Genomic DNA, 22,190 nt, shown 5'->3' on the forward strand with positions numbered 1-22,190 from the left:
CAGACCGTTCGTGCGGTCATTGCTACTCGCGCCCGCGGTATTCGGTCTACTGGAGCGATCCGACGGATAATGCCTGAATTCTCCGCCAAACAGAGCCTAGTCGTTGCTTATGTTGTCCAGAACCCTGTTGTGCCTCGCCATCACTACCGCCTCCACGCCATTGCTCGCCGATACCGTCTGGTTGAAAAACGGTGACCGGCTGACCGGTACCATCAAGCTCTTCGACGGCGGCAAGCTGCTGCTGCAGACTGACTACGGCGGAGCGATCCCGCTGGACTGGAGCAAGATCAAGACCCTGGAAAGCAAGGAACCGCTGCTGGTCAAGCAGAACCAGTACACCGGCGAGGTGGCCAAGTCGCTGCAGGCCGGTGAAGACGGCCAAGTGGTACTGGCCAACGGCGATGCGCCCAAGACTGTCGAGCTGGCCAGCATCCAGCAAATCGTCAAGCCAAAACCGGTCATCACCGATCTGGTGTGGAAGGGCAACATTGACGCGGCAATCGATTTCCAGCGTGCGGAAAAGAATACCGATGACTATGCGGTGTCGTTCAAGACCACGGCGCGTCACGACCGCTGGCGGCACAACGCCAAGGGCGAGTACAACCGCGAGACTCAGGACGATGTGGTCAGCACCGACAACTGGAGCGCTGACTACTCGCTCGATTACTTCCTGACCGACAAGTTTTACTGGGACGGCCGGGTCAACTACAAACGCGACAAGATCGAAGACCTGAGCCGCGAGCGTACCGTCGGTACCGGTCCGGGTTATCAGTTCTGGGATGACGAGCTGGGTGCGTTCAAGGTCGGCGGGCTACTCAACCGCACCGACTACGAGTTCTCTAACGGCCAGAAAGAAAACTTCTATGCGCTGGCCGGGACGTGGGATTACAACCGCTACCTGGTTGGCAAGAAATTCGAGTTCTTCACCAACGGCGAACTGGGCAAACCGCTCAGTGGCGTGGCCGATTACTCGCTGGATGTCGAGGTCGGCCTGCGCTACAAGGTCACTGACTGGGCATCGCTGAACGTCAAGGCCGAGCGCGACATCATCAGCGGATCCAACGACGGTGATATCAACAAGACCCGCTACACCGCAGGTTTTGGGGTGACCTGGTAATACATCATTCGGGCGATGCCGGTGTCAGATCCGCATTGCCCCATCCACCTCCAGCACCCGTCCGCTGAAATAGTCATTTTCCAGAATGAATGCCACTGAGCGGGCGATCTCTTCGGGCTTGCCCATCCGCTTGAGCGGGATGGCCGAGGTCATCTTCTCGAGTGCTTCGGGTTTCATGCTGGCAGTCATTTCAGTCTCGATAAAGCCCGGCGCCACCGCGGCTACGCGAATACCGAAACGCGCCAGTTCCCTGGCCCAGGTCACGGTGGCGGCCACCACGCCGGCTTTGGAGGCGGCATAATTGGTCTGGCCAATGTTGCCGGCACGCGAAATTGAAGAAATATTCACGATCGCGCCCTGGCTCTGCTGTTCGACCATTTTTGCCGCCACCTCGCGGGTGCACAGGAATACACCGGTCAGGTTGACGTCGATCACCGATTGCCACTGGGCCAGGCTCATGGTGCTGATTTGTCCGTCCTTGACCTTGAGTAACATGCCGTCGCGCAAAATCCCGGCGTTGTTCACCAGGCCATGAATCGGGCCGAAGTCTTCTGCAATCCGCGTAACGGTGTCGATGACCTGCGTCTCGTTGGCGACGTTGCACAGGTAAGCGCGGACCTGCACGCCTTGGGTCGTGAGGCGGGTGACTGCCTGATCGAGTTTGGCCTGATCCAGGTCCAGCAGCGCCAGATTCGCGCCGCGCCCGGCCAGGTCGCGGGCCATGGCCAGTCCCAGACCCTGGCATCCACCGGTAATAATGATTAACTTGCCTTTCAGTTCCATAAACGTGCTCACTAGCAAATCATAGTGATGGCATGTCGGCCATGCCGGGGCTCGTGACAGGTATAGCAGCCCTTCGGCACTGCTGACTACCGGACCGGTAATAACTGATAGAGGAGTCATGATGAGCGGCAAAGCATCCAGGTCGGCGCGTGAGCTGTTGTTGCGCGAGTACCGCGGCGTGTTGTCCACGCATTCGAAGTCGATGCCCGGGTTTCCGTTCGGCTCGGTCGTCCCGTATTGCCTGGACGAGCAGGGCAGGCCGCTGATCCTGATCAGCCGCATCGCTCAGCACACTCACAACCTGCTCCAGGACCCCAAGTGTTCGTTGCTGGTGGGCGAGCGTGAGGCGGCCAACGTTCAGGCCGTGGGGCGCATTACCATGATGGCTGAAGGACACAAGCTGACCGACCCGGCCGCTATCGAGGCGGCCGCGCAGCGCTACTACCGCTACTTCCCGGAGTCGCAGAATTACCATAGTGCCCACGATTTCGACTTCTGGCTGCTGACGCCGGTCCGCTATCGCTATATTGGTGGTTTCGGTGCCATCCACTGGCTCGATGAGGTCGCGCTGGCCAACCCGTTCGCCGGGGCCAGCGAGACCGGTATGGTCGAGCACATGAATCAGGACCATGCGCAGGCCATTGCCCATTATGTGCAACTGGCCGGCCTGCCGCAGACCGAGCCGGCGCAGATGGTCGGCCTGGACAGTGAGGGCATGCACTTGCGCATCGGTCAGGCGCTGTACTGGTTGCCCTTTGCACAGGTTTGCAACACACCGACACAGGTTCGCGAAGCCTTGGTTTATCTGGCCCGCGCGGCAGAATGGCCGGTTCCCGAGTCGCCTGTGGCTTGATTTAACGACTTTCCGACATCACTTAAGGTCTACAGCAAGACGTTCTTGCGTAGAGGAAACTATTCGATGCGTGCTTTTCTGCTGCTGTTTTTATTGTTCCCGGTGCTTGAGCTGTTCGTTCTGGTAAAAGTCGGCATGTCCATTGGTTTTCTGTGGACATTCCTGCTGGTGCTGGCGACCTCCGCGCTTGGGTTCTTTGTGATGCGTGTCGCCGGTCTGGCCACCGCCCTGAGTGCGCGTGAGAGCCTGGCTCGCGGTGAATTGCCCGCACAGCAGATGCTGGAGGGGCTGACTGTCGCGGTCGGCGGTGGTCTGTTGCTGCTGCCGGGGTTCATCAGTGACGTGCTGGGCGTGCTGTGTCTGTTGCCGTTCACCCGTCGCCTGCTGATCGGCAAGCTGCGCAAGCGTGCCGAAGACCAGGCCATGCGCCAGCGTGCGTTTGCTGACGATCTGCGTCATCACCAGCATCCCGGCGCCGGTCAGCATGGGGCTATTCATCGGCCAACCCGTGAGCCCGATGTCATCGAAGGTGAGTTCGAGCATCGCGACAAGTAATCCCCCGTGTTCGCTCGATACGGCACCTTCGGGTGCCGTATGCGTTTGAGGCCGTTGTAAAATTTTTTTCGGGCTGCACTTGTAATCACCTGCGGCGCCCTTATCTATGTGTCACCGCAAGGTTTCTGGCTCAGACGCCAGACCGTTTTCTGCGGTTCGCCTATCGAACCGTAACCGGCAAGGCCGGATTTTTAACTCGCCGGTGCCTTCACCGGACTTACAAACACAATCAGGAGATCGACAATGAAGCTTCGTCCTCTGCATGACCGCGTCGTAATCCGTCGCAGCGAAGAAGAAACGAAAACTGCCGGTGGCATCGTGCTGCCAGGTTCGGCTGCCGAGAAGCCAAACCGTGGCGAAATCGTCGCTGCAGGTACCGGCCGTGTTCTGGACAACGGTGAAGTCCGTGCGCTGGCCGTGAAAGTGGGTGACAAAGTCGTATTTGGCCCTTACTCCGGCAGCAACACCGTGAAAGTAGACGGCGAAGACCTGCTGGTAATGAGCGAGAACGAGATTCTCGCGGTTATCGAAGGCTGAGTCTTCCCCGCTCAATTTCCCGCTACTACACAGTATTCAAGGAATAACGATCATGGCTGCTAAAGAAGTTAAATTCGGCGATGCCGGCCGTAAAAAAATGCTCGCAGGCGTTAACGTCCTGGCTGACGCAGTAAAAGCTACCCTGGGCCCGAAAGGCCGTAACGTGATCATCGAGAAGAGCTTCGGTGCTCCTCTGATCACCAAGGACGGCGTATCGGTCGCCAAAGAAATCGAACTGAAAGACCGCTTCGAAAACATGGGCGCGCAGTTGGTCAAGGACGTAGCGTCCCGCGCCAACGACGACGCCGGTGACGGTACCACCACCGCTACCGTACTGGCCCAGGCCATCGTCAACGAAGGCCTGAAAGCCGTCGCTGCCGGCATGAACCCGATGGACCTCAAGCGCGGCATCGACAAGGCCACTGCGGCCATCGTTGTTCAGCTCAAGGCGCTGTCCAAGCCTTGCACTGACACCAAGGCAATTGCCCAGGTGGGTACCATCTCGGCCAACTCCGACACTTCCATCGGCGACATCATTGCTGAAGCCATGGAAAAAGTGACCAAAGACGGCGTTATCACCGTCGAGGAAGGCTCGGGCCTGGAAAACGAACTGTCCGTCGTGGAAGGCATGCAGTTCGACCGTGGCTACCTGTCGCCGTACTTCATCAACAAGCCCGACACCATGGTTGCCGAGCTCGACAGCCCGCTGCTGCTGCTGGTTGACAAGAAGATCTCCAACATCCGCGAAATGCTGCCAGTGCTGGAAGCCGTTGCCAAAGCCGGCCGTCCGCTGCTGATCGTTGCTGAAGACGTCGAAGGCGAAGCCCTGGCGACTCTGGTTGTCAACAATATGCGCGGTATCGTCAAGGTTGCTGCGGTCAAGGCCCCAGGCTTCGGCGATCGCCGCAAGGCCATGCTGCAGGACATCGCGGTCCTGACCGGTGGCACCGTGATCTCCGAAGAGATCGGCCTGAGCCTGGAAAGCACCACTCTGGAGCACCTGGGTAACGCCAAGCGCGTTGTACTGAACAAAGAAAACACCACCATCATCGACGGTTCGGGCAACAAGACCGACATCGATGCGCGTATCGCCCAGATCCGTCAGCAGATCGGCGACACCAGCTCCGACTACGACAAAGAGAAACTGCAAGAGCGTCTGGCCAAGCTGTCCGGCGGTGTTGCTGTGATCAAGGTCGGCGCCGGTTCCGAAGTCGAAATGAAAGAGAAGAAAGCCCGCGTTGAAGACGCCCTGCACGCTACCCGTGCAGCCGTTGAAGAAGGCGTGGTACCTGGCGGTGGCGTGGCACTGGTCCGCTCCCTGCAGGCTATCGAAGGTCTGCAAGGCGACAACGCCGACCAGAACGTCGGTATCGCTCTGCTGCGTCGTGCCGTTGAAGCGCCTCTGCGTCAGATCGTTGCCAACTCCGGCGACGAGCCAAGCGTGGTTGTCGACAAGGTCAAGCAAGGTTCGGGTAACTTCGGTTACAACGCTGCGACCGGTGAATACGGCGACATGATCGACCTGGGTATCCTGGACCCTGCCAAAGTGACTCGTTCGGCTCTGCAAGCGGCTTCGTCGATTGCCAGCCTGATGATCACCACTGAAGCGATGATTGCCGATATCGCTGAAGACAAGCCTGCTGCAGGCGGTATGCCTGACATGGGCGGCATGGGTGGCATGGGCGGCATGATGTAAGCCAGCCTTACCCCTTTGCGTCACCGCAGAACCCCGCCTTGTGCGGGGTTCTTCATTTCTGCTGGCTGACCCGAAAAGCGTTTCAGCAGATTAATCGATACCCGGTGGCGGCTTGCACCGCGTTGGGGTATCTGCCTAAGCTGCGCCAGCCTTAATTGCATGCGGAGAGCCCTATGCGAATTCTTCTGGTCGAGGACAACCGCGATATTCTGGCGAACCTGGCCGACTACCTGAGTATGAAGGGATACACAGTCGATTGTGCCCAGGACGGCCTCTCGGGACTGCATCTGGCGGCGACCGAACACTATGACCTGATCGTGCTGGACATCATGCTTCCGGGCATTGATGGCTACACGCTGTGCAAGCGCCTGCGTGAAGATGCCCGCCGTGATACTCCGGTGATCATGCTCACCGCTCGCGATCAACTGGATGACCGTCTGCAAGGTTTCCGTTCGGGGGCCGACGATTATCTGCTCAAACCTTTTGCCTTGTCTGAACTGGCAGCCCGTATCGAAGCGGTGCTGCGTCGTGCCCAGGGGGGCGGTCGGCGTACCCTCCAGGTCGCTGACCTGGTCTACGACCTTGATACCCTGGAAGTCACCCGCGACGGGCGGATGCTCAAGCTCAACCCGGTGGGCCTCAAGCTGCTGGCGGTGTTGATGCAAAAGAGCCCGCACGTGTTACGTCGGGAAATTCTTGAAGAGGCACTGTGGGGCGACGACTGCCCGGACAGCGACAGCCTGCGCAGCCATGTTCACCAGTTACGCCAGGTGATCGACAAACCCTTTCCTAAAGCCTTGTTGCAGACTGTGCACGGTGTAGGCTATCGGTTGGCCGAGGGCCGGGATGGAGTTTAAGCAAAGTCTTGCCCAACGGATCATCATCGCCTTTGCGCTGATGAGTGCACTGGTGGCCGGATCCTTCGCCGTGGGCATTATCTCCACGGTTCACCTGGTCGAAGAAAAACTCATTTCCGCCGGCCTGGGCGGTGATCTCAATCGGCTGTTGCTGGCCGACAGCGTCAGCGACTGGAGCCATCGTCCGAAACAGGACCAACTGTTCTATTTCAGCAATGGTCCGGGCGATTTCGACCTGCCACAGGACATTCGTCATCTGGAGCCAGGCTTTCACGAAGTGTTTCGCGGACCGTCTTCCTATCACGCGATGATCGAAGTGGTCGACGGTCGGCATTATGCGCTGCTGCAGGACCAGAGCGATTTTGAAGAGCGCGAGCGCGTGCTGTTTGCCGTGGTGCTGGTGGGCTTCGTGCTGGCCCTGGCCCTGGCGGTATTCCTTGGCTGGGTGCTGGCCCGTCGGGTAATGGCACCGGTGGTGCGTCTGGCGCGTCAGGTGCGCCACCGCGACCAGTTGCTGGGCCTGGCTCCGCCTTTGGCACCCGATTATGCCGCCGATGAAGTGGGTGAGCTGGCGGGTGCGTTCGACGCCACACTGGGGCGTTTGCGTCAGGCGTTGACCCGTGAGCGGATGTTCACCAGTGATGTCAGCCATGAATTGCGCACACCACTGATGGTCCTGGCCAGCTCCTGCGAATTGTTACTGGAGAATCCGGCGCTGGACCAGCGTGCCCGGCGTCAGGTTGAGCGTATCGCGCGGGCCTGTGAAGAAATGCGCGACCTGGTGCAGACGTTCCTGATGCTGGCACGTACCCAGCGTGAAGATCCGACCATGACGCCAAGGGCCACGTTGACCGGCACCGCCGAGCAACTGATTGCCCAGTGGCGCGGGCCGATCGAAAGCAAAGGGCTGCAACTGATCTACAACCCGCCCGAGCCCGATCAGGTTTCTGATATCAGCTACAACGCGACCTTTTTGTTGGCGGTGATGGGCAATCTGTTGCGCAATGCGCTGCACTACACCGATCAGGGGTTCATCGCTTTGACCCTGCAGGGTGAAGGCTTTATGGTCGAAGACAGCGGCGTGGGCATTCCGGAAGAGAAGCGTGAGGCCATGTTCGAGCCTTTCGTACGGGGCAATGAGCAGCGCGGTGAAGGCCTGGGGCTGGGGTTGTCGCTGGTTCAGCGTATCTGTGCCAACCAGGGCTGGACCGTCAGCCTGAGCCCGATGGAGCCCAACGGCTGCCGGTTCAAGGTCAGCCTGGAGACTGCCAGGCCCTGAGGGACTGGCAGTGTTCTTCAAAGGCTCGTAACTACCTGTAATCTATAGAAACATTCCATGGGCTTGCGGGACTTTTTTTTCACATAAACATGACCTGATGCAGACGGACGGGCACCTATCGTGGCGCCATCTGAATCGGAGACGTTTATGAACAAGCGCATCGAACTGGAGTTTTCCAACAAATACGACGACAGCCACGCCCGCCAATATCTGGAAAAACATCGGAACGGTTTGTGGCGTCGCTTGTCCCATCAGCGCGACGAGCAGTTGGCCCGCAAGGCATTGCGCCTTGCCGGTGACCCTGGTCTGGTTCTGGATTTGCCTTGTGGCGCAGGGCGCTTCTGGCCATTGCTGGCAGAAAAACCAGAGCGTTTGATCATCGGTGCGGACAATTCGGCCGATATGCTCAGAACCGCGCGTCATGCTCAGCCGGAAGATGTCGTACAACGGGTACAACCTTTGCAGACATCAGCCTTTGCCATCGACCTGCCGGACAATGCAGTAGACAGCATCTTTTGCATGCGCTTGTTGCACCATGTTGGTCAGGCGCAGCATCGGGCTGCTCTATTACGGGAGTTTCACCGGGTCTCGCGAGACAGTGTCATCGTCTCGCTGTGGGTCGACGGCAATTTCAAGGCATGGAAACGCAAGCGTCTTGAGCGCAAGCGCAATGGTTCCGATACCCCGCAAAGTGGGGCCGACGGTTACCAGAACCGTTTTGTGTTACCGGCAGCAACGGTCGAGAAAGAATTTGAACAGGCAGGTTTCAACATCCAGAAGCGTCTGGACTTCCTGCCGATGTATGCGATGTGGCGAGTCTATCTACTACGCAAACAATAAAAGGATGGGCAGGTAATGGCCGGACAGATGACATTGGAAGTAGCTGACAGCAGCTTCGGACGCTTTTGGGGGCTGCGTGGCGAATGGGTTGAGCAGCCCAATGTGCGCCGCGGCGGTGAAAGCGGGGTGCAGCGGGTATGGGCCGATAACGGTCAACTGTTGTATGTCAAACGTCAGGCCGGGCATGTCTATCGCAGCTGGCGCTACCCTCTGGGCCGGCCTACAGTCCTGCGCGAGCAGGATGCTCTGGAAGGGTTGCGTAGCCTGGGCGTCAGTGTGCCGAACATTGTCTTTTGTGGCGCCGAACGCGACCAACAGGGGCAGTGGCGGGCGCTGCTGGTCACCGAGGCCTTGAACGGATTTGAAGAAATCGATCACTGGTATGCCTCAGGTGGTCGTGAGCGACACGGTGAACAAGTGCACGACCGCCTGCTCCAGGTACTGGCTGAAAGCCTGGCGCGGATGCACCGCGGGCGTTGGCAACACAGTTGCCTGTACAGCAAGCATGTTTTCGTGAAGGTCACCGGCGAAGGCGAGCAGGCCGAGGTTCAGGTGGCCTTGCTTGATCTGGAAAAAGCCCGCAAGCGCCTGACGGCTGGCCGGGCGGCCCGGCATGATCTGCGGCAGTTACGACGCCATTCGTCATTTAGCCTCTGCGACTGGGATAAGTTGATCTACTTTTACCAGACAGCGTTTGGCAGCGCTCTCAAGGGGTTAGGTTAATGAAACTAGAAATGGCTAGAGGTTTGTTTCTGGTTGCAGCCTTGGCGACTACCACCATGGCGGTCGCTGCATGGGAGCAACCCTCAACCAGGATACTCAGTACGCCTCATGGCGAAGGCTATTGCCCGTTGCCCCGGGCCGCCAAGCCGCTGCAAACGGCGCAGCCCGATCATGACTTTCTGCTGTTGCTGTACAGCTTGCTGCAAGGGACTGGTACGAAAAGCTGAACGCGCAGCTCTGAACATCTGGGCTCTGCGGCGCTACGCGCGACATCGTAGCGATGGCAATGCAGGTGGTTTTTAGAGGGGCCCTCCGAGCCTGTTTTGCGGGACCGCTATCGGTATTACGCTGGCGGTCTCGCCCTGGTTTTTAAAAGTGCTGTCTACTGAGTATTTGACCGGGGTGGTGTTCACGCCGGTGTTTGCCTTGCCTGCCCCTCACTCTCCGAATTTTCTTGAAAACTCTCATTGATACGCTGATAGAGCGGGTCAGGTTTCCAGTGTCGAGTAAATAACGTTTTACTCTGTGGAATATTCATACAAATATAAATACTGTTTCTTGCATATTAATAAATTTAAATATGCCATCGTTTTGTCCGGGTTAGTTGCTGACTCCTTTCTTATCTATTGTGTCAGAGCACAAGGAAACTCTCATGGGCCGGATCTGGACGAAACTGCTGATCGCGTTGCGCGGCGGCGCCAATGATACTGCCGAAGCCGTTATGGCTCGTCAGGCATTGCGTATCCTCGATCAGGAAATCTGCGCAGCAGAAGAGCAAGTCGGGGTCGGGCGCTCGAACTTTGCCAATCTGATGACTAAACAGATACTGGCCGCCAGGGAAGCCGAACAGACCCGTGAGCAACTGAACGAACTCACCAGGGTGGTCGGCAACGCGCTGGCAACCGGCGATAAGAAACTGGCCATGGATGTTGCCGGGAAGGTCGGCCGGCTTGAACTGTTGCTGATTGAAGACACCCGGATTGCCAACGAATATGCCAGGAGCGTTGATAACCTGCGTCAGGCACTTGAAATGAATGAAAGCAAACTTCGAGCGCTGAAAAAACAGATCGAACTCTTGCGCGACACCGACTTTGTCCAGCAGGCCCAGACCAGCCTTTCCACGTCACGTCGTGAACCGGCAGCACGCCTTCAGGTCGTGGCTGATACCCTCGATTCCATCCGTCAGCAGCAGCAGGAAACCGCAGCCCAGCTTCAGGCAGAAGAGATGCTGTGTTTGCGCGATCAGGATCTGGAGCGCCGCCTGCGCGACGCTTCGGTAATTTACGACCGTAGCAGTGCCAGCGCAGTGCTTGAGCGCATCAAGGCGGGTGCCGGTTTTCAGGTGTCCTGACAGCAGCCTGGATGTTTCGGAGCGGTGCGACGCTGCTATCAAGCCAGGTGCAGGTGGTTATCCCAGAACGCGCCAGGCAGCGCCAGTGGCTTGGGCTGCAAGGTTGCCTGACGGCAATCATAGAAACGGCAACGCCCCTGGCCAGAGGTCACCACAAAGCCGTCCTGTACGGCGCCGACGCCAGCACAGTCCGGCATTGAGGCATCCAGCTTCAGGGCGGCGCTGTCCAGATCCCAGATAAACAGCCGGTTGGCCCGCGGCGCGGTCAGGGCGACCAGCCGCAGTTCGTTATGAATCGCGACACTGGCGGTGTAGTGGTTCATGGCGCGCAATTGCTGTTCGGCCACGGCAAAGGGTTCGAACGGCTGTCCGGGCCGCTTGATCGCCAGCAACTCGGCCAACTCCTGCGAGTCCCCCATGAACTGCTGGCCGGCAACGATGGTGCCATCGCTGGCCACGGCCAGGTGCCGTACGCTGTTCATCTGCTGGCTCAGGGTTTCCTTGCTCAGCAGAGTGCCGTCACGCTGCATCAGCACCAGGCTCGGTTGCATGGCATCGAGGTTCATCTCGACCCGGCTTTCGGCTTCGGTGCGGATACCACCATTGGCGACGATCAGGGTTTCGCCATCCGGCATCCACGAAACCTGATGCGGACCAATACCATGAGTGGAAATTTCGCCACTGTGTTCCAGGCGCTGATTGACGAAACGATAGACCCCCAGCACACCCCGACCAGGATCACGCGTGTCGTTTTCCGTGGCGTACAGCCATTCACCGCTGCTGTGGATCACCGCATGGCCATAGAAGTGCCGGTTCGGCTGTGCGGTGATGGTTTGCAGCAATTTGCCGTCACGCAGGTCAATCAGGTAGCTCTGCGTGCCGGGGCGGCGGGCAATGAACACTGCCAGCGGCAGCTCGGGATGATTGATGATGTCGTGGCAGCGCTGGGCGACTTCAGTGGCGAACACCTGCTTGCCATCAAGCCGATAGCCCACGGCGTAGTGCTTGCCGTCGGCGTCATCGCGGGCGGACAGCAGCAAGGGGCTGCTGCCGTTTTGCCGGAACAGGCTCCAGCCACCGAGTGTGAATGCACTGAGCAGCAGGCTGCCTAGCGCCAGAGCCTGGCGTCGCAACATCATCTATCCCCTCTGCGTCAGTCGCCGTCGTTGGCGTTGAAGCCCAACTGAATGCCTAAAGCCTTGGCCAGCTCACCTTCATGCAGACGATGCACGACATTCAAGCTGTCGTAGAACGCATTGAGCTGCTGGCGCCCGGCCTCGCTGTCGAGCAGGTCAGCCAGTGGCGGAGTGAGTGCCGAGAGCAGTTTGCGGCTGTTCGCATAGGCAGCGTCGATCTTGTCGGCTAGCGGTTTCTGGTTGGCGGGCAGCAGGCCACGCAAGCCTTTGTTGTCCACCCCGGTCCAGACGCTTTCAGCGCTCAGCAGGCTGGCTTCCAGGCTGCTTAACGAGGCCTTGCTGCGCCACGAGTCGGCCTGGAATGGCTGCGGCACGCCCTTGGACTGACGGCCCAGCGGCGTACCGAGTTTCTTCTTCAGGGTATCGAGGGCTGTGACCTGCACGCGCAGTAGCTCGGCGATCGCCTCGTGGGAGTCGGCATAGCGGTTGTTGGGGAACTTGCTCAACTGCGCGAGCATGCCGTCGTTGCTGTTCCAGCCGTTGAGGATTTCTTCGGCGAGCAGTTTCTGCCTGGCACCAATGGCGGTCAGCAGCGGGCAATAACGGGCTTTGTGTTCGGCGCTGGCCATGTCGATGCCGGCATCGAACAAAATGTATTCATAGGCAGACAGACCCTGAACCACAACGCTGGCCTTGGTCAGCTCTTCAACGCTGACCGACGGCTGCGCAGTGACCAGTTGTTCAACCTGCCGGCCGACCAGGTTTTTCTTGTCAGGCCAGAATTGAACCTGCCAGGAGCGGTTGCCTTCAGCCAGCGGGCCGATCAACAACGGTTGCAGTTCGGCCCAGGTTTTCTGCGCTTTGAGGAAGTCAGCACGGGCAGTCTGCAAATCGGTCTTGCCTTCGCAGAACGCCAAAGCGCTGCTCGCCAGTTGGCGGTCGGCGTCTACCCAGCGACTGTAGGTCGGCAGGATCACCTGTTTGGCGATCGCAGCCGAAGTCACCGCCTGTGGATCGGCAGGTGTACAGGCGCCCAGCGCCAGGGCGGCAAGACTGGTGAACAACAGCTTGGGACGGAACATCTCCGGCTCCTTGAATTAAATTGACACAATCATAATGAATTAAGGAACGCCAGCAAGGCCGCGCGTTGTTCTGCGTCGAAAGCCAGCACCTGACGCTGGGCTGCCTGAGCCTCGCCACCGTGCCAGAGAATCGCCTCCAGCACATTGCGGGCACGGCCATCATGTAGCAATTGGGTATGGCCACTGACCGCCTGGGTCAGGCCCAGCCCCCACAGCGGTGGGGTGCGCCATTCGCGACCGGTGGCCTGGAACTCGGTACGGTTATCGGCCAGGCCTTCGCCCATGTCATGCAGCAACAGGTCGCTGTACGGGCGAATGATCTGGTTGGCCAGCTCCGGCTCGGCGGCATCGGCACGGGTGGTGAATTGCGGGGTATGGCATTGGTCGCAGCCGGCCTTGAAGAACAGGTTCTTGCCAGCCAGCACCTGCGCATCTTCGACGTCACGCCGGGCCGGTACGCCGAGGTTGCGGGTATAGAACTCCACCAGACGCAGGACGTTGTCGCTGACTTCCGGCTCGCCGTTCGGGCCATTGCCATTTGGCGCCTCCTTGCAGGCAGTTTGCGCCGTTGTACAGTCATCCATGGGACGCAGGTTTGTGGTCAGCCCCAGGTCACCGGAAAACGCATGCACATTCTGTTGGTTCAGGTTGGGCTGGCCGGCTTTCCAGCCGAAACGGCCCAGCGCGACTTGCTGACGGGCATCGTCCCAGACCCAGTTGGGACGCCCGGAAATGCCGTCGCCATTTTTGTCGTCAGGGTCGGCACCAGCCAGGATCGCCGCCTCGGGGATGGCTTCGAGCAGACCCAGGCCGATCATGGGCGGCGCTATGCGTGCGGAAACATGCGTGTCCGGATGCAACGGGCCGTAGCCCAGATGGGTGATGCTCAGGGTCGGCTGGCGCAGCTCGACCTCGCTGCCGTCACGAAACCTGACTACCAGCGGCTCGTACTTGACCCGGACTTTACCTTCCGGGGGTACACCGGGCACCGCCATATCTTGCAACTGGGTGCCATACACCGGCTCCGGTATTACGCCACCGCGCTGCAGCTGCTCTGCAGAGCCTGCGCTGTTGGGGATCGACAGCCTGACCAGCATTGACACCGCATTGCTGTCACCAGGCTCGGGCGGATGACCGCGACCATCGCGAATATGGCAGTTCTGGCAACCATTGGTATTGAATAACGGCCCGAGTCCATCGCGGGCGGTGGTGGTCGACGGTGCGATTACCCAAGGGTTGCGGAAGAAACTGTTGCCAACGCTGAAATCCAGCCGGCGTACCGGTGGCAGGTTGGCCGACGGCAGGGAAAAGGCATTCTGGTCGCTGCGATGCACCGTCGCCGCCCCTCCCGACAACACCTCGCCGGGCTCCGCCTGAGTGAAACGCGGCGCCTCATCGCACCCGCTCAGAGTCAGGGTCAACAGCAGAGCCAGAGATGTACGCAGTGGCGCAGTCATGTGAAATCTTTAAACAGCCGAAATTCAAGGCGAGCAAGCTTAACAGTCCTGTGGGGCAGGAATAAGAGGAGTTATCGTTAACGAGGGCTGGTGCAATTTGCTGTTACGAATTCTTTGCCGAATGTTGTTTGCGTTTCGTCGGTGTTGGCGCGGACAAGCCTTCAAAGTAATCAACCAATGTCTTGCCCCAGCGCAGCACTTTTTGAACCTCCTGACTCTGCTCCAGCAGTTCAGCACTGGGCTGTTGCCATTGCTCGGGCGGCAGCGGCCTGGACCATTGCGCAACCTCACGCGGCAGGCTTTTCCTCGGCAGGCCGTTGATCCAGGCTGCCAGGCGGCAGGGCAGGTGCCAGCCGCTGACACCCTGGATCAGCACGAAGCCGAGCAGGTAAACGAGGTAGTTGTGGTCTCTGCGGTAGACATAGCGGCACAGCTCAAAGTATTCCACCGTCCCTTCTTCGTACTTGGGGTCGATAAAGCGTCCCGGCAAGGCTTCGGGGCCTTCTTCCATATAGACCCGAATCGCCTCCCACTCGGCGATGGCAAAGGCTGGGCTGTAGCAGGCAATGTTTACCCACATTTGCTGGGTCGCTTCGCTATTGCGCAGGCAAAGCAGCAGTTCGTGGTTTTGCTGAGTGCCATATTTGCTCGGCACGAGACGGCTGCTGAGGCAGGCAATCACACTTTCCCAAGGGATGATGCAGGGTTTGTCACCGCGCTTGGCCACATAGGCCACTTCCCGCCGTTGACGGTTGAAGCGGATGGGCGGGATACGGGACAGGACCCAGATGGCGTGGAGGATGGGGAGGCCGGTGATTGATGCTATAAGTGCCAAAATAATCGGAAGGAAATTGCCTCCGGTGAACATAACTACAATGACTTCAAAAAAGGGACGATCCAATGCTATAACGCCGACCAAATCTAAACCCAGCGCAGTCAAGAAATAGAGAAGGCTTACTCCTAAAACGCTGCCTATGAAAAATCTGATGGAAAGCTCAAAAGAAGCTTTGCCTAGCATAAAGTCCATGTAGGTTTGGTTAGCGTTCTTTTGCAGTTCCCTGCCACTGAAAGGTTTGACTCCAGTCGGTAATGGCAGTGGCGCCAGATAAAAAACTTGCTGGTCTGGCTCGTGCTCAGTATCACCGGCACGCGGGAGGCGGTCGTATTTATTATCGGTTGTCATTGATGGGCTTTTCGCGGCTATCTTGGGGGAGATAATCAGGGGCGAGGACGATCGTTATTTGCTTTTTGCGTGACTTCTTTGACGAAGATTTTTTGCTCTTGGTCTCGGGCGGTGCGGACAGTTCTTTAAAGTAATCAACCAAGGTCTTGCCCCGATGCAGCACCTTGTGCACCTCTTTGCTCTGTTCAAGCAGCTCAGCACCGGGCTGTTGCCATTGCTCGGGCGGCAACGGCTTTGACCATTGCGCAACCTCACGCGGCAGGCTTTTCCTCGGCAGGCCGTTGATCCAGGCTGCCAGGCGGCAGGGCAGGTGCCAGCCGCTGACACCCTGGATCAGCACGAAGCCGAGCAGGTAAACGAGGTAGTTGTGGTCTCTACGGTAGACATAGCGGCACAGCTCAAAGTATTCCACCGTCCCTTCTTCGTACTTGGGGTCGATAAAGCGTCCCGGCAAGGCTTCGGGGCCTTCTTCCATATAGACCCGAATCGCCTCCCACTCGGCGATGGCAAAGGCTGGGCTGTAGCAGGCAATGTTTACCCACATTTGCTGGGTCGCTTCGCTATTGCGCAGGCAAAGCAGCAGTTCGTGGCTTTGCTGCGTGCCATATTTGCTCGGCACGAGACGGCTGCTGAGGCAGGCAATCACACTTTCCCAAGGGATGATGCAGGGTTTGTCACCGCGCTTGGCCACATAGGCCACTTCCCGCCGTTGACGGTTGAAGCGGATGGGCGGGATACGGGACAGGACCCAGATGGCGTGGAGGATAGGGAGGCCGGTGATTAGAAAAATACCTATTAAATAGGCAGGTGTAAAATAACCGTCGAACAGCAGAATATCTAGTCCCTCAAAAAAGGGACGATCAAAGTTGACAAAAGCATAGAGTCCAAGGGAAAAGCCAATAAGGAACAGGAATAGACTCATCCCCAAGACGCTGCCTATGAAAAACCTGATGGAGAGCTCAAAAGAAGCTTTGCCTAACATGAAGTCCATGTAGGTTTCGTTAGCGTTCTTTTGCAGTTCTCTGCAACTGAACGGCTTGACTCCAGTCGGTAATGGCAGTGGCGCCAGATAAAAAACTTGCTGGTCTGGCTCGTGCTCAGTATCACCGGCACGCGGGAGGCGGTCGTATTTATTATCGGTTGTCATTGATGGGCTTTTCGCGGCTATCTTGGGGGAGATAATCAGGGGCGAGGACGATCGCTATTTGCTTTTTGCGTGACTTCTTTGACAAAGACTTTTTGCTCTTGGTCTCGGGCGGTGCGGACAGTTCTTGAAAGTAATCAACCAAGGTCTTGCCCCGATGCAGCACCTTGTGCACCTCTTTGCTCTGTTCAAGCAGCTCAGCACTGGGCTGTTGCCATTGCTCGGGCGGCAGCGGCCTGGACCATTGCGCGACCTCACGCGGCAGGCTTTTCCTCGGCAGGCCGTTGATCCAGGCTGCCAGGCGGCAGGGCAGGTGCCAGCCGCTGACACCCTGGATCAGCACGAAGCCGAGCAGGTAAACGAGGTAGTTGTGGTCTCTGCGGTAGACATGGCGGCACAGCTCAAAGTATTCCACCGTCCCTTCTTCGTACTTGGGGTCGATAAAGCGTCCCGGCAAGGCTTCGGGGCCTTCTTCCATATAGACCCGAATCGCCTCCCACTCGGCGATGGCAAAGGCTGGGCTGTAGCAGGCAATGTTTACCCACATTTGCTGGGTCGCTTCGCTATTGCGCAGGCAAAGCAGCAGTTCGTGGCTTTGCTGAGTGCCATATTTGGTTGGCACGAGACGGCTGCTGAGACAGGCAATCACACTTTCCCAAGGGATGATGCAGGGTTTGTCACCGCGCTTGGCCACATAGGCCACTTCGCGACGCTGACGGTTGAAGCGGATGGGCGGGATACGGGACAGGACCCAGATGGCGTGGAGGATGGGGAGGCCGGTGATTGATGCTATAAGTGTCAGAATGAATGGAATGAACCCGCGGTCAGAGAACAATAAGCTGAGCGCTTCAAAGAAAGGGCGTTTAAATACAAAGAATATGTAAATGTCTAGACTCAGGGCTACCAGGAAAAAGATTAGGCTTACTCCCAGAACACTGCCAATAAAGAATCTGATGGAAAGCTCAAAAGAAGCTTTACCTAGCATAAAATCCATGTAGGTTTGGTTAGCGTTCTTTTGCAGTTCCCTGCCACTGAAGGGTTTGACTCCAGTCGGTAATGGCAGTGGGGCCAGATAAAAAACTTGCTGGTCTGGCTCGTCCTCGGTATCGCCGGCACGAGGGAGTCGGTCGTATTTATTATCGGTTTTCATTGATAAGCTTTCTGGTGATCTGGGTCGGAGGAAGTTCAGCTGTAATACTGGGCGGTACAATCAGCGGGGTGATCGATTTATTGAGCATGTCCTGAGTGAGCGTAACGCGATAATTCAGGTAGCCGGTGTCCGCATTAAGAAAGTCCTCGGCCAGCGCAGGCTTTACCGCCAGGCACAGCTCCAGAGTTACTTGATGTCCCTGAAGCTCCGTGGGAATGCTGAGTTGTAGAGTCAGTGGCATGATGCCTGCAATGCTCAGCATTTCCCGGAAAGACTCGCTGAACTCTCGTTTGTCCGGGCCGTTCAGCCAGGTGACTCTCCAGCGCAGCGAGTCGCTGTCCAGCGTGCCGGGTGTCATTGCTGGCAGGATTAACTGCAATACCCTGGCCGACTCTTGCGTGGCAGGGTCTTCTGCGATGCCTTTGTCGATGATCGTTGGGCGCAGGGTCGACTCTGCCAGTTTCTGCCGTGATTGAGCATCGCTCCATCCCTGAGGTTGAGTGCCCCATGCGCAGCCGACCAACCAGCGTTGCAAGTGGTCAAGATGGTAGAAGTTATAGAGAGCCTCGCCGGCCAGCTGTAGAGCCAGAGCGGCCAGCCCCCAAAGATTCAAGCGAGCGGAGAGACTTAAGAATCTGGTCCCTCGGGTAGCCCACGCCTGATTGGCCACCAGTTTTCGCTGTGACGGATCGGCTTTGAGGACTTCCCTCAGTAATCCACCAAATTCTTTAACCGCAGCGCCACTTTGAGTTACAGCGACTCCTGAGGCGATCAGGTCGCCGCTCAAGCCGATAAACGCAGCGGTGCGTTCTTCCCATGTGCCTGTGGATATTGCATCGCGCCACTTGTTCATATTTTTGCCGAGTATGTAGGCGGACGGTATGACGTTCAATATGGCCACGCCGCCACCGAGACCCAAGCCAAGTTTGCCTATCTTGACCGCAGGCAGAGCGCCTGCTGAGTGGCTGGCAAGCGTCGTTACTCTTGCCATTGCTCTATCCAGCATCGCAATGTTGGTCAGTTGGTAGACGGTCAGGCTACTATTGGTAAAGCTGATAAGTGCAACAGTTATCAGTATCAGATTTTGGCGGTACAGCTCTTCTTTTTCAGAGTCTTTCAGTACCGTTTCCACAGCCGCTTTCAAATTCATCAGTTGAAAAACGCTCAGTATCGAAGGCACCAACCCACTCTTGAACGCCGCCCGATAAGTTCCCGAAGTGCCGTATCCGCCAAGCGCCCCCGCCTGTACTCGACGAACCTCATCCTGCAAGGCCATGCGTTGTGACTCTGGCATATCCAGCCTGACCCCTATATACCCACTTGGTAAGGTATTGGTCGGTGATGTCGAGCTGTCGATCAAACGCCCCAACGCCCTTCGTTGATGGCGGACAGTTGAAAGTTTCTGCTGAACAAGGTGCCTTTCCTGTTTTATTTCATACCGCTCTTCAGGTGTCAGTCTTCGGCTCTGGGCGCGTTTTCTCAGACGGTTGGCCGTTCGGCGCAATTGCGTCTCTTCCTCCGTCCACTGATGAAAGCGCACCAAGCGCTGTTTGAACTCTGCGATATCCGACTCGTTGGCGATTTGCAGATGCAGGCCTTCGGTTTGCAGTGCGACCAGCATGCCAAGTCGTTGGGCGCGGTTGGTGGCTTGGGCCATCTTGTCCAGATGCGCTTTCAGGTCCTGGCTGTCGAGCAGTGACTGGGTTTGCGCGTGCCAGTCATTCAGGCTGTTGGCAATGGCGGGGATGTAGCTGGCCAGAACCCCCTGATGCAGCGCCTGCAACTGCGGTGGCAGGTTCAGGCTGGTGGACCAGTGGTTGTTCATGATCCGTTCGATTTGCGCGAGCCGGCTGCTGGCGTCGGCCAGGCCGGAGGTGAAGTTGCGCGTGTCGTCCAGCCACTTGGTCAGGTCGCCCACCTTGGTTTTCAGGTAGCTGACATCCAGTCGGGTCTGAAAAGCCGGCAAGATGAAGTGCGGATTGTTGTCAAAGAACTCGCCCACCTTGCGCAGGCCTTCGTCAGTGCGGCACAGGTCGCGCATGCAGTTTTGTTCGAGGCTCAGCGCGTGGTGCAGTTGCCCTTTGCGTTCTGCGGGGTTGAAGTACCAGGCGCTGCGATGAAATTCGCCGCTGGCAAACAGTTCGACACGATCTTCGCTCACCTCATCCAGACGCTGCTGCCAGCGCTTGAGGTGGGCACGTTCCTGTTGCAGATAGCTCTGCATCTCTTCATGGCGAACAAGGTCGTGAATACCTCTGGCGCCGATCCCAACACCATTCAAGACGCCCTGACTGGTGTCGTTGAGTGCCTCTATTTCACTTTTCAGGTCCTCATAACGCTGCTTGCCCAGCGCCTTGATCATCTCTTGCTGACGCAGGTCCATGGTTTGTCTGGCCAACTGCGTAGCAGGTGTCTGCATGGGAATGACTTCTCCCCGGTTTGAGTAAGTAATGCCGTGCCGATAGGGCGGTGTCAGGTCCTGGCGGTGTTCCCAGAGCCATTTGTTGCGGGCATTGACCCAGGCATAGATCCGCGTGCGCTCCTGTTCGGTGGTGGCGTGCAGCAGGAGGGGAAGGTCGGCCGGGGTCTTGCGCGCGGTGTGTTCACCCACGGTCATCAGGGTGTCGATGTAGCTGGCGGTGATGTAACGCAGTTCGTTGTCGTGCTCTTCGCGCCAATTGCTGATCCAATCGACGATCGTGTCTTGCTCCTGGGCCAGGTCCTGCAGAATGCCCAGGCTGTCTTCGAGCACCAGGTAGAGATGGTCGTGCTCGTAGCGGCTCACCAGAATCTGCTTCAGCTCACCGATATGGGCCTCACGAAACAGCCTCTGGTGCTCCCAGCAGTAGTCTTCACGCTCCTGTTCAGGCGTACCGGGTACGGCGCACTGGGCCGCAGGTGGTTCAGCGACTTCTGCCAATTGCAGCGCAACCTGCATCTCGACCCGTAGATGCTTGCCGCCATGCTGGCAGTCGGCCTTGGCCAGATGGATTTGTTGCATGAAGTAGTAGCGGTCTGCTGCGCTGTGCAGCACCTGTGAGCACTTGGCGGCGCTCCATTGCAGCTCGGCGTACGCCACATGCAACATGGCGTCTTTGGCGAAAATCAGCTCGGGTTCGCCAACCGGTGTCTGGCGCAGATCCTGAGTGACTTCGCCACCCCGCCACAGACATTCCTCCAATAGCCCGTCGGCAAGGCGGTATTCATGCAGCAGGCGGCTGCTTTCTTCAATGATGTACAGGTAGCCGTCGCGGACCAGGCGCAGACCCAGCGGCCTTTTGAGGTTTCGATAACGCTCGCCGTCGGGTTTGCTGTGCAGGCGCTCCACTCGCCCGTAACGAAGCGGGATCAGTTGCACCTTGTCCCCCGTCAGCGGGCAGGCACTGACGTTGTTCATCACGTCCAGATGACTTTTTGCCCGCGCCTCCCAGTAGGCTTTTTCCAGCGGGCTCAAGGTGGTTTTGCGACTCATGAGAGGGCTCCAGTACGCGCTCGTTCCACCACCAGGGCGTTGGCCTGCTGAATACGTTGGGAGTGAGTCAATGACGACACGTTGAGCACCAGTTGGCGGATATCGGCATGAGCTTCGGGTGGCTGGCGGTCGAGAAACTGGCTGACGTTGGCGTAATGAAACAGATCAATCTCGGTGCTGAAGCCCATTTCGCAGGCTTGCCGGGCAAGCCTGTACAAGTGCTGGTAGCGGTGCGCCAGGCTGGCGTCGGGCAAATAGTCGGGAAAGAACCGGTGCATGTGCTGCTCCAGTTCGACGACCTTGATGCGCAGGTCGGCGTCACCCAAGGCCTGGGTCTGGGCCGGGTTGAGGCAGTACAAGGCAGCGTTATGATCAGGTGCCGCGCAGCCCTCACGGACGTGGCGTATCCAGCGCTGATCGATGACGTCGACGGCGTACAACTGGTCGATTGGGCCGAACAGGCGGTTATCCGTGTGCCGGGGATACAGGCCAAACAGGGCGTTGGCGACGAGCGGGTCAGAGATATTCAGATAGGTCGGCTTACGTCCAGGCTCATCGACAAACAGCAGCCAGCGCAGATGCTGGAGCAGGGCGTCTGTCGTTGCCTGGCTGAACAGCAGTAAGCCCCACTCTTTGCCTGCCTGTTCGAGAAACAACTGATAGACCGGATCATGGCTGTCTGTAATCGCCGCCAGGTAGGGGGACTTGTCTACCAGGTCCTTGAAGCGGGTCATCAGAAACACCGGATGCGCATCAATATCGCCCCGACACTGGTAAAGCGTTTTGGCCAGTTGTGGGACGTTGACTGCGTTGAACAGCACAAAGGCGTTACAGCTTGACCAGGGAAGATTGGCGGGGCCGGATTCGAGTTCGGACATGGGCGCGGCTTCAAAAAATGCGAGAAGCGCGATAGTCGTCAGGGATGCGCAGGCGGGCAATGGGCTGTAGGTGCTTTAGGAATAGCCCTACAGTATT

Annotated in this window: 20 protein-coding genes; 11 read left to right on the forward strand and 9 right to left on the reverse strand. The window is 58.0% G+C overall.

All coding sequences use genetic code 11. The annotated features are described in order from the left end of the window. Positions 1-109 precede the first annotated feature (109 nt). On the forward strand, positions 110-1,117 hold the full coding sequence (locus PSCI_RS14595; RefSeq protein WP_045488078.1) for a DUF481 domain-containing protein: 1,008 nt from the start codon (positions 110-112) through the stop codon (positions 1,115-1,117). Positions 1,118-1,141: 24 nt separating this feature from the next. Here the strand turns inward: PSCI_RS14595 and PSCI_RS14600 are convergent, their stop codons facing one another. After that, entirely contained in the window at positions 1,142-1,900 is a 759-nt protein-coding gene (locus PSCI_RS14600; protein WP_045488080.1) for an SDR family oxidoreductase, read from the reverse strand. Positions 1,901-2,021: 121 nt separating this feature from the next. On the opposite strand from PSCI_RS14600, the gene PSCI_RS14605 reads away from it, so the two are divergent. The 10 genes from PSCI_RS14605 (at position 2,022) to PSCI_RS14650 (ending at position 10,591) form a co-directional block, all read left to right on the forward strand. Further along, on the forward strand, positions 2,022-2,753 hold the full coding sequence (locus PSCI_RS14605) for a HugZ family pyridoxamine 5'-phosphate oxidase (protein ID WP_045488083.1): 732 nt from the start codon (positions 2,022-2,024) through the stop codon (positions 2,751-2,753). Positions 2,754-2,819: 66 nt separating this feature from the next. Next, positions 2,820-3,308, forward strand: coding sequence for an FxsA family protein (locus PSCI_RS14610; RefSeq protein WP_045488086.1), 489 nt, complete (start codon positions 2,820-2,822; stop codon positions 3,306-3,308). A gap of 243 nt (positions 3,309-3,551) precedes the next feature. After that, a complete protein-coding gene (locus PSCI_RS14615) occupies positions 3,552-3,845 on the forward strand; it encodes a co-chaperone GroES (RefSeq protein ID WP_045488088.1) in 294 nt (97 codons plus the stop codon). Between the two features lie 52 nt (positions 3,846-3,897). After that, positions 3,898-5,541 (forward strand): chaperonin GroEL, encoded by a 1,644-nt coding sequence (gene groL, locus PSCI_RS14620; protein WP_045488091.1) that lies wholly within the window; start codon positions 3,898-3,900, stop codon positions 5,539-5,541. Between the two features lie 173 nt (positions 5,542-5,714). Beyond that, positions 5,715-6,398 carry a two-component system response regulator ColR gene (gene colR / locus PSCI_RS14625; protein ID WP_045488094.1) on the forward strand — a complete coding sequence of 228 codons (684 nt, stop codon included), beginning with the start codon at positions 5,715-5,717 and terminating at the stop codon, positions 6,396-6,398. Beyond that, positions 6,388-7,677, forward strand: coding sequence for a sensor histidine kinase (locus tag PSCI_RS14630; RefSeq protein WP_045488097.1), 1,290 nt, complete (start codon positions 6,388-6,390; stop codon positions 7,675-7,677). The genes colR and PSCI_RS14630 overlap by 11 nt, the downstream gene beginning before the upstream one ends. A 147-nt stretch (positions 7,678-7,824) precedes the next feature. Further along, positions 7,825-8,517, forward strand: coding sequence for a class I SAM-dependent methyltransferase (locus PSCI_RS14635; RefSeq protein ID WP_045488101.1), 693 nt, complete (start codon positions 7,825-7,827; stop codon positions 8,515-8,517). A 27-nt stretch (positions 8,518-8,544) separates the two neighbouring features. Further along, positions 8,545-9,240, forward strand: coding sequence for a lipopolysaccharide kinase InaA family protein (locus tag PSCI_RS14640; RefSeq protein WP_442965447.1), 696 nt, complete (start codon positions 8,545-8,547; stop codon positions 9,238-9,240). Next, positions 9,240-9,467, forward strand: a complete 228-nt coding sequence (locus tag PSCI_RS29520; protein WP_045488108.1) for a hypothetical protein — start codon at positions 9,240-9,242, stop codon at positions 9,465-9,467. Before PSCI_RS14640 ends, PSCI_RS29520 begins: the two co-directional genes overlap by 1 nt. A gap of 425 nt (positions 9,468-9,892) precedes the next feature. Beyond that, entirely contained in the window at positions 9,893-10,591 is a 699-nt protein-coding gene (locus PSCI_RS14650; protein WP_045488112.1) for a PspA/IM30 family protein, read from the forward strand. 38 nt (positions 10,592-10,629) lie between these two features. On the opposite strand, the gene PSCI_RS14655 is transcribed toward PSCI_RS14650, so the two are convergent. The 8 genes from PSCI_RS14655 to PSCI_RS14690 form a co-directional block, all read right to left on the reverse strand. After that, positions 10,630-11,727, reverse strand: coding sequence for a DUF1513 domain-containing protein (locus tag PSCI_RS14655; protein WP_045494331.1), 1,098 nt, complete (start codon positions 11,725-11,727; stop codon positions 10,630-10,632). A gap of 17 nt (positions 11,728-11,744) precedes the next feature. Beyond that, positions 11,745-12,809 (reverse strand): imelysin family protein, encoded by a 1,065-nt coding sequence (locus PSCI_RS14660; protein WP_045488116.1) that lies wholly within the window; start codon positions 12,807-12,809, stop codon positions 11,745-11,747. A 29-nt stretch (positions 12,810-12,838) separates the two neighbouring features. Then, positions 12,839-14,266 (reverse strand): di-heme oxidoreductase family protein, encoded by a 1,428-nt coding sequence (locus PSCI_RS14665; protein ID WP_045488118.1) that lies wholly within the window; start codon positions 14,264-14,266, stop codon positions 12,839-12,841. Positions 14,267-14,369: 103 nt separating this feature from the next. After that, positions 14,370-15,449, reverse strand: a complete 1,080-nt coding sequence (locus tag PSCI_RS29800) for a DUF6708 domain-containing protein (protein WP_231906419.1) — start codon at positions 15,447-15,449, stop codon at positions 14,370-14,372. Continuing rightward, a complete protein-coding gene (locus PSCI_RS29805) occupies positions 15,436-16,596 on the reverse strand; it encodes a DUF6708 domain-containing protein (RefSeq protein ID WP_231906422.1) in 1,161 nt (386 codons plus the stop codon). The genes PSCI_RS29800 and PSCI_RS29805 overlap by 14 nt, the downstream gene beginning before the upstream one ends. Next, on the reverse strand, positions 16,583-17,743 hold the full coding sequence (locus tag PSCI_RS29810; RefSeq protein WP_231906424.1) for a DUF6708 domain-containing protein: 1,161 nt from the start codon (positions 17,741-17,743) through the stop codon (positions 16,583-16,585). The genes PSCI_RS29805 and PSCI_RS29810 overlap by 14 nt, the downstream gene beginning before the upstream one ends. Further along, entirely contained in the window at positions 17,730-21,197 is a 3,468-nt protein-coding gene (locus tag PSCI_RS14685; protein ID WP_177328607.1) for a toxin VasX, read from the reverse strand. Before PSCI_RS14685 ends, PSCI_RS29810 begins: the two co-directional genes overlap by 14 nt. Before the next feature lie 14 nt (positions 21,198-21,211). Then, entirely contained in the window at positions 21,212-22,093 is an 882-nt protein-coding gene (locus PSCI_RS14690; protein WP_045488124.1) for a DUF4123 domain-containing protein, read from the reverse strand. Positions 22,094-22,190: the final 97 nt, after the last annotated feature.

Source organism: Pseudomonas sp. StFLB209, from assembly GCF_000829415.1.
Lineage (GTDB): Bacteria > Pseudomonadota > Gammaproteobacteria > Pseudomonadales > Pseudomonadaceae > Aquipseudomonas.

Excerpts from the sequence above, each read along its gene's own strand:
- PSCI_RS14595 (WP_045488078.1), top strand. The coding sequence starts at position 110 with ATGTTGTCCAGAACCCTGTTGTGCCTCGCCATCACTACCGCCTCCACG.
- PSCI_RS14600 (WP_045488080.1), bottom strand. The coding sequence starts at position 1,900 with ATGGAACTGAAAGGCAAGTTAATCATTATTACCGGTGGATGCCAGGGT.
- PSCI_RS14605 (WP_045488083.1), top strand. The coding sequence starts at position 2,022 with ATGAGCGGCAAAGCATCCAGGTCGGCGCGTGAGCTGTTGTTGCGCGAG.
- PSCI_RS14610 (WP_045488086.1), top strand. The coding sequence starts at position 2,820 with ATGCGTGCTTTTCTGCTGCTGTTTTTATTGTTCCCGGTGCTTGAGCTG.
- PSCI_RS14615 (WP_045488088.1), top strand. The coding sequence starts at position 3,552 with ATGAAGCTTCGTCCTCTGCATGACCGCGTCGTAATCCGTCGCAGCGAA.
- groL (WP_045488091.1), top strand. The coding sequence starts at position 3,898 with ATGGCTGCTAAAGAAGTTAAATTCGGCGATGCCGGCCGTAAAAAAATG.
- colR (WP_045488094.1), top strand. The coding sequence starts at position 5,715 with ATGCGAATTCTTCTGGTCGAGGACAACCGCGATATTCTGGCGAACCTG.
- PSCI_RS14630 (WP_045488097.1), top strand. The coding sequence starts at position 6,388 with ATGGAGTTTAAGCAAAGTCTTGCCCAACGGATCATCATCGCCTTTGCG.
- PSCI_RS14635 (WP_045488101.1), top strand. The coding sequence starts at position 7,825 with ATGAACAAGCGCATCGAACTGGAGTTTTCCAACAAATACGACGACAGC.
- PSCI_RS14640 (WP_442965447.1), top strand. The coding sequence starts at position 8,545 with ATGACATTGGAAGTAGCTGACAGCAGCTTCGGACGCTTTTGGGGGCTG.
- PSCI_RS29520 (WP_045488108.1), top strand. The coding sequence starts at position 9,240 with ATGAAACTAGAAATGGCTAGAGGTTTGTTTCTGGTTGCAGCCTTGGCG.
- PSCI_RS14650 (WP_045488112.1), top strand. The coding sequence starts at position 9,893 with ATGGGCCGGATCTGGACGAAACTGCTGATCGCGTTGCGCGGCGGCGCC.
- PSCI_RS14655 (WP_045494331.1), bottom strand. The coding sequence starts at position 11,727 with ATGTTGCGACGCCAGGCTCTGGCGCTAGGCAGCCTGCTGCTCAGTGCA.
- PSCI_RS14660 (WP_045488116.1), bottom strand. The coding sequence starts at position 12,809 with ATGTTCCGTCCCAAGCTGTTGTTCACCAGTCTTGCCGCCCTGGCGCTG.
- PSCI_RS14665 (WP_045488118.1), bottom strand. The coding sequence starts at position 14,266 with ATGACTGCGCCACTGCGTACATCTCTGGCTCTGCTGTTGACCCTGACT.
- PSCI_RS29800 (WP_231906419.1), bottom strand. The coding sequence starts at position 15,449 with ATGACAACCGATAATAAATACGACCGCCTCCCGCGTGCCGGTGATACT.
- PSCI_RS29805 (WP_231906422.1), bottom strand. The coding sequence starts at position 16,596 with ATGACAACCGATAATAAATACGACCGCCTCCCGCGTGCCGGTGATACT.
- PSCI_RS29810 (WP_231906424.1), bottom strand. The coding sequence starts at position 17,743 with ATGAAAACCGATAATAAATACGACCGACTCCCTCGTGCCGGCGATACC.
- PSCI_RS14690 (WP_045488124.1), bottom strand. The coding sequence starts at position 22,093 with ATGTCCGAACTCGAATCCGGCCCCGCCAATCTTCCCTGGTCAAGCTGT.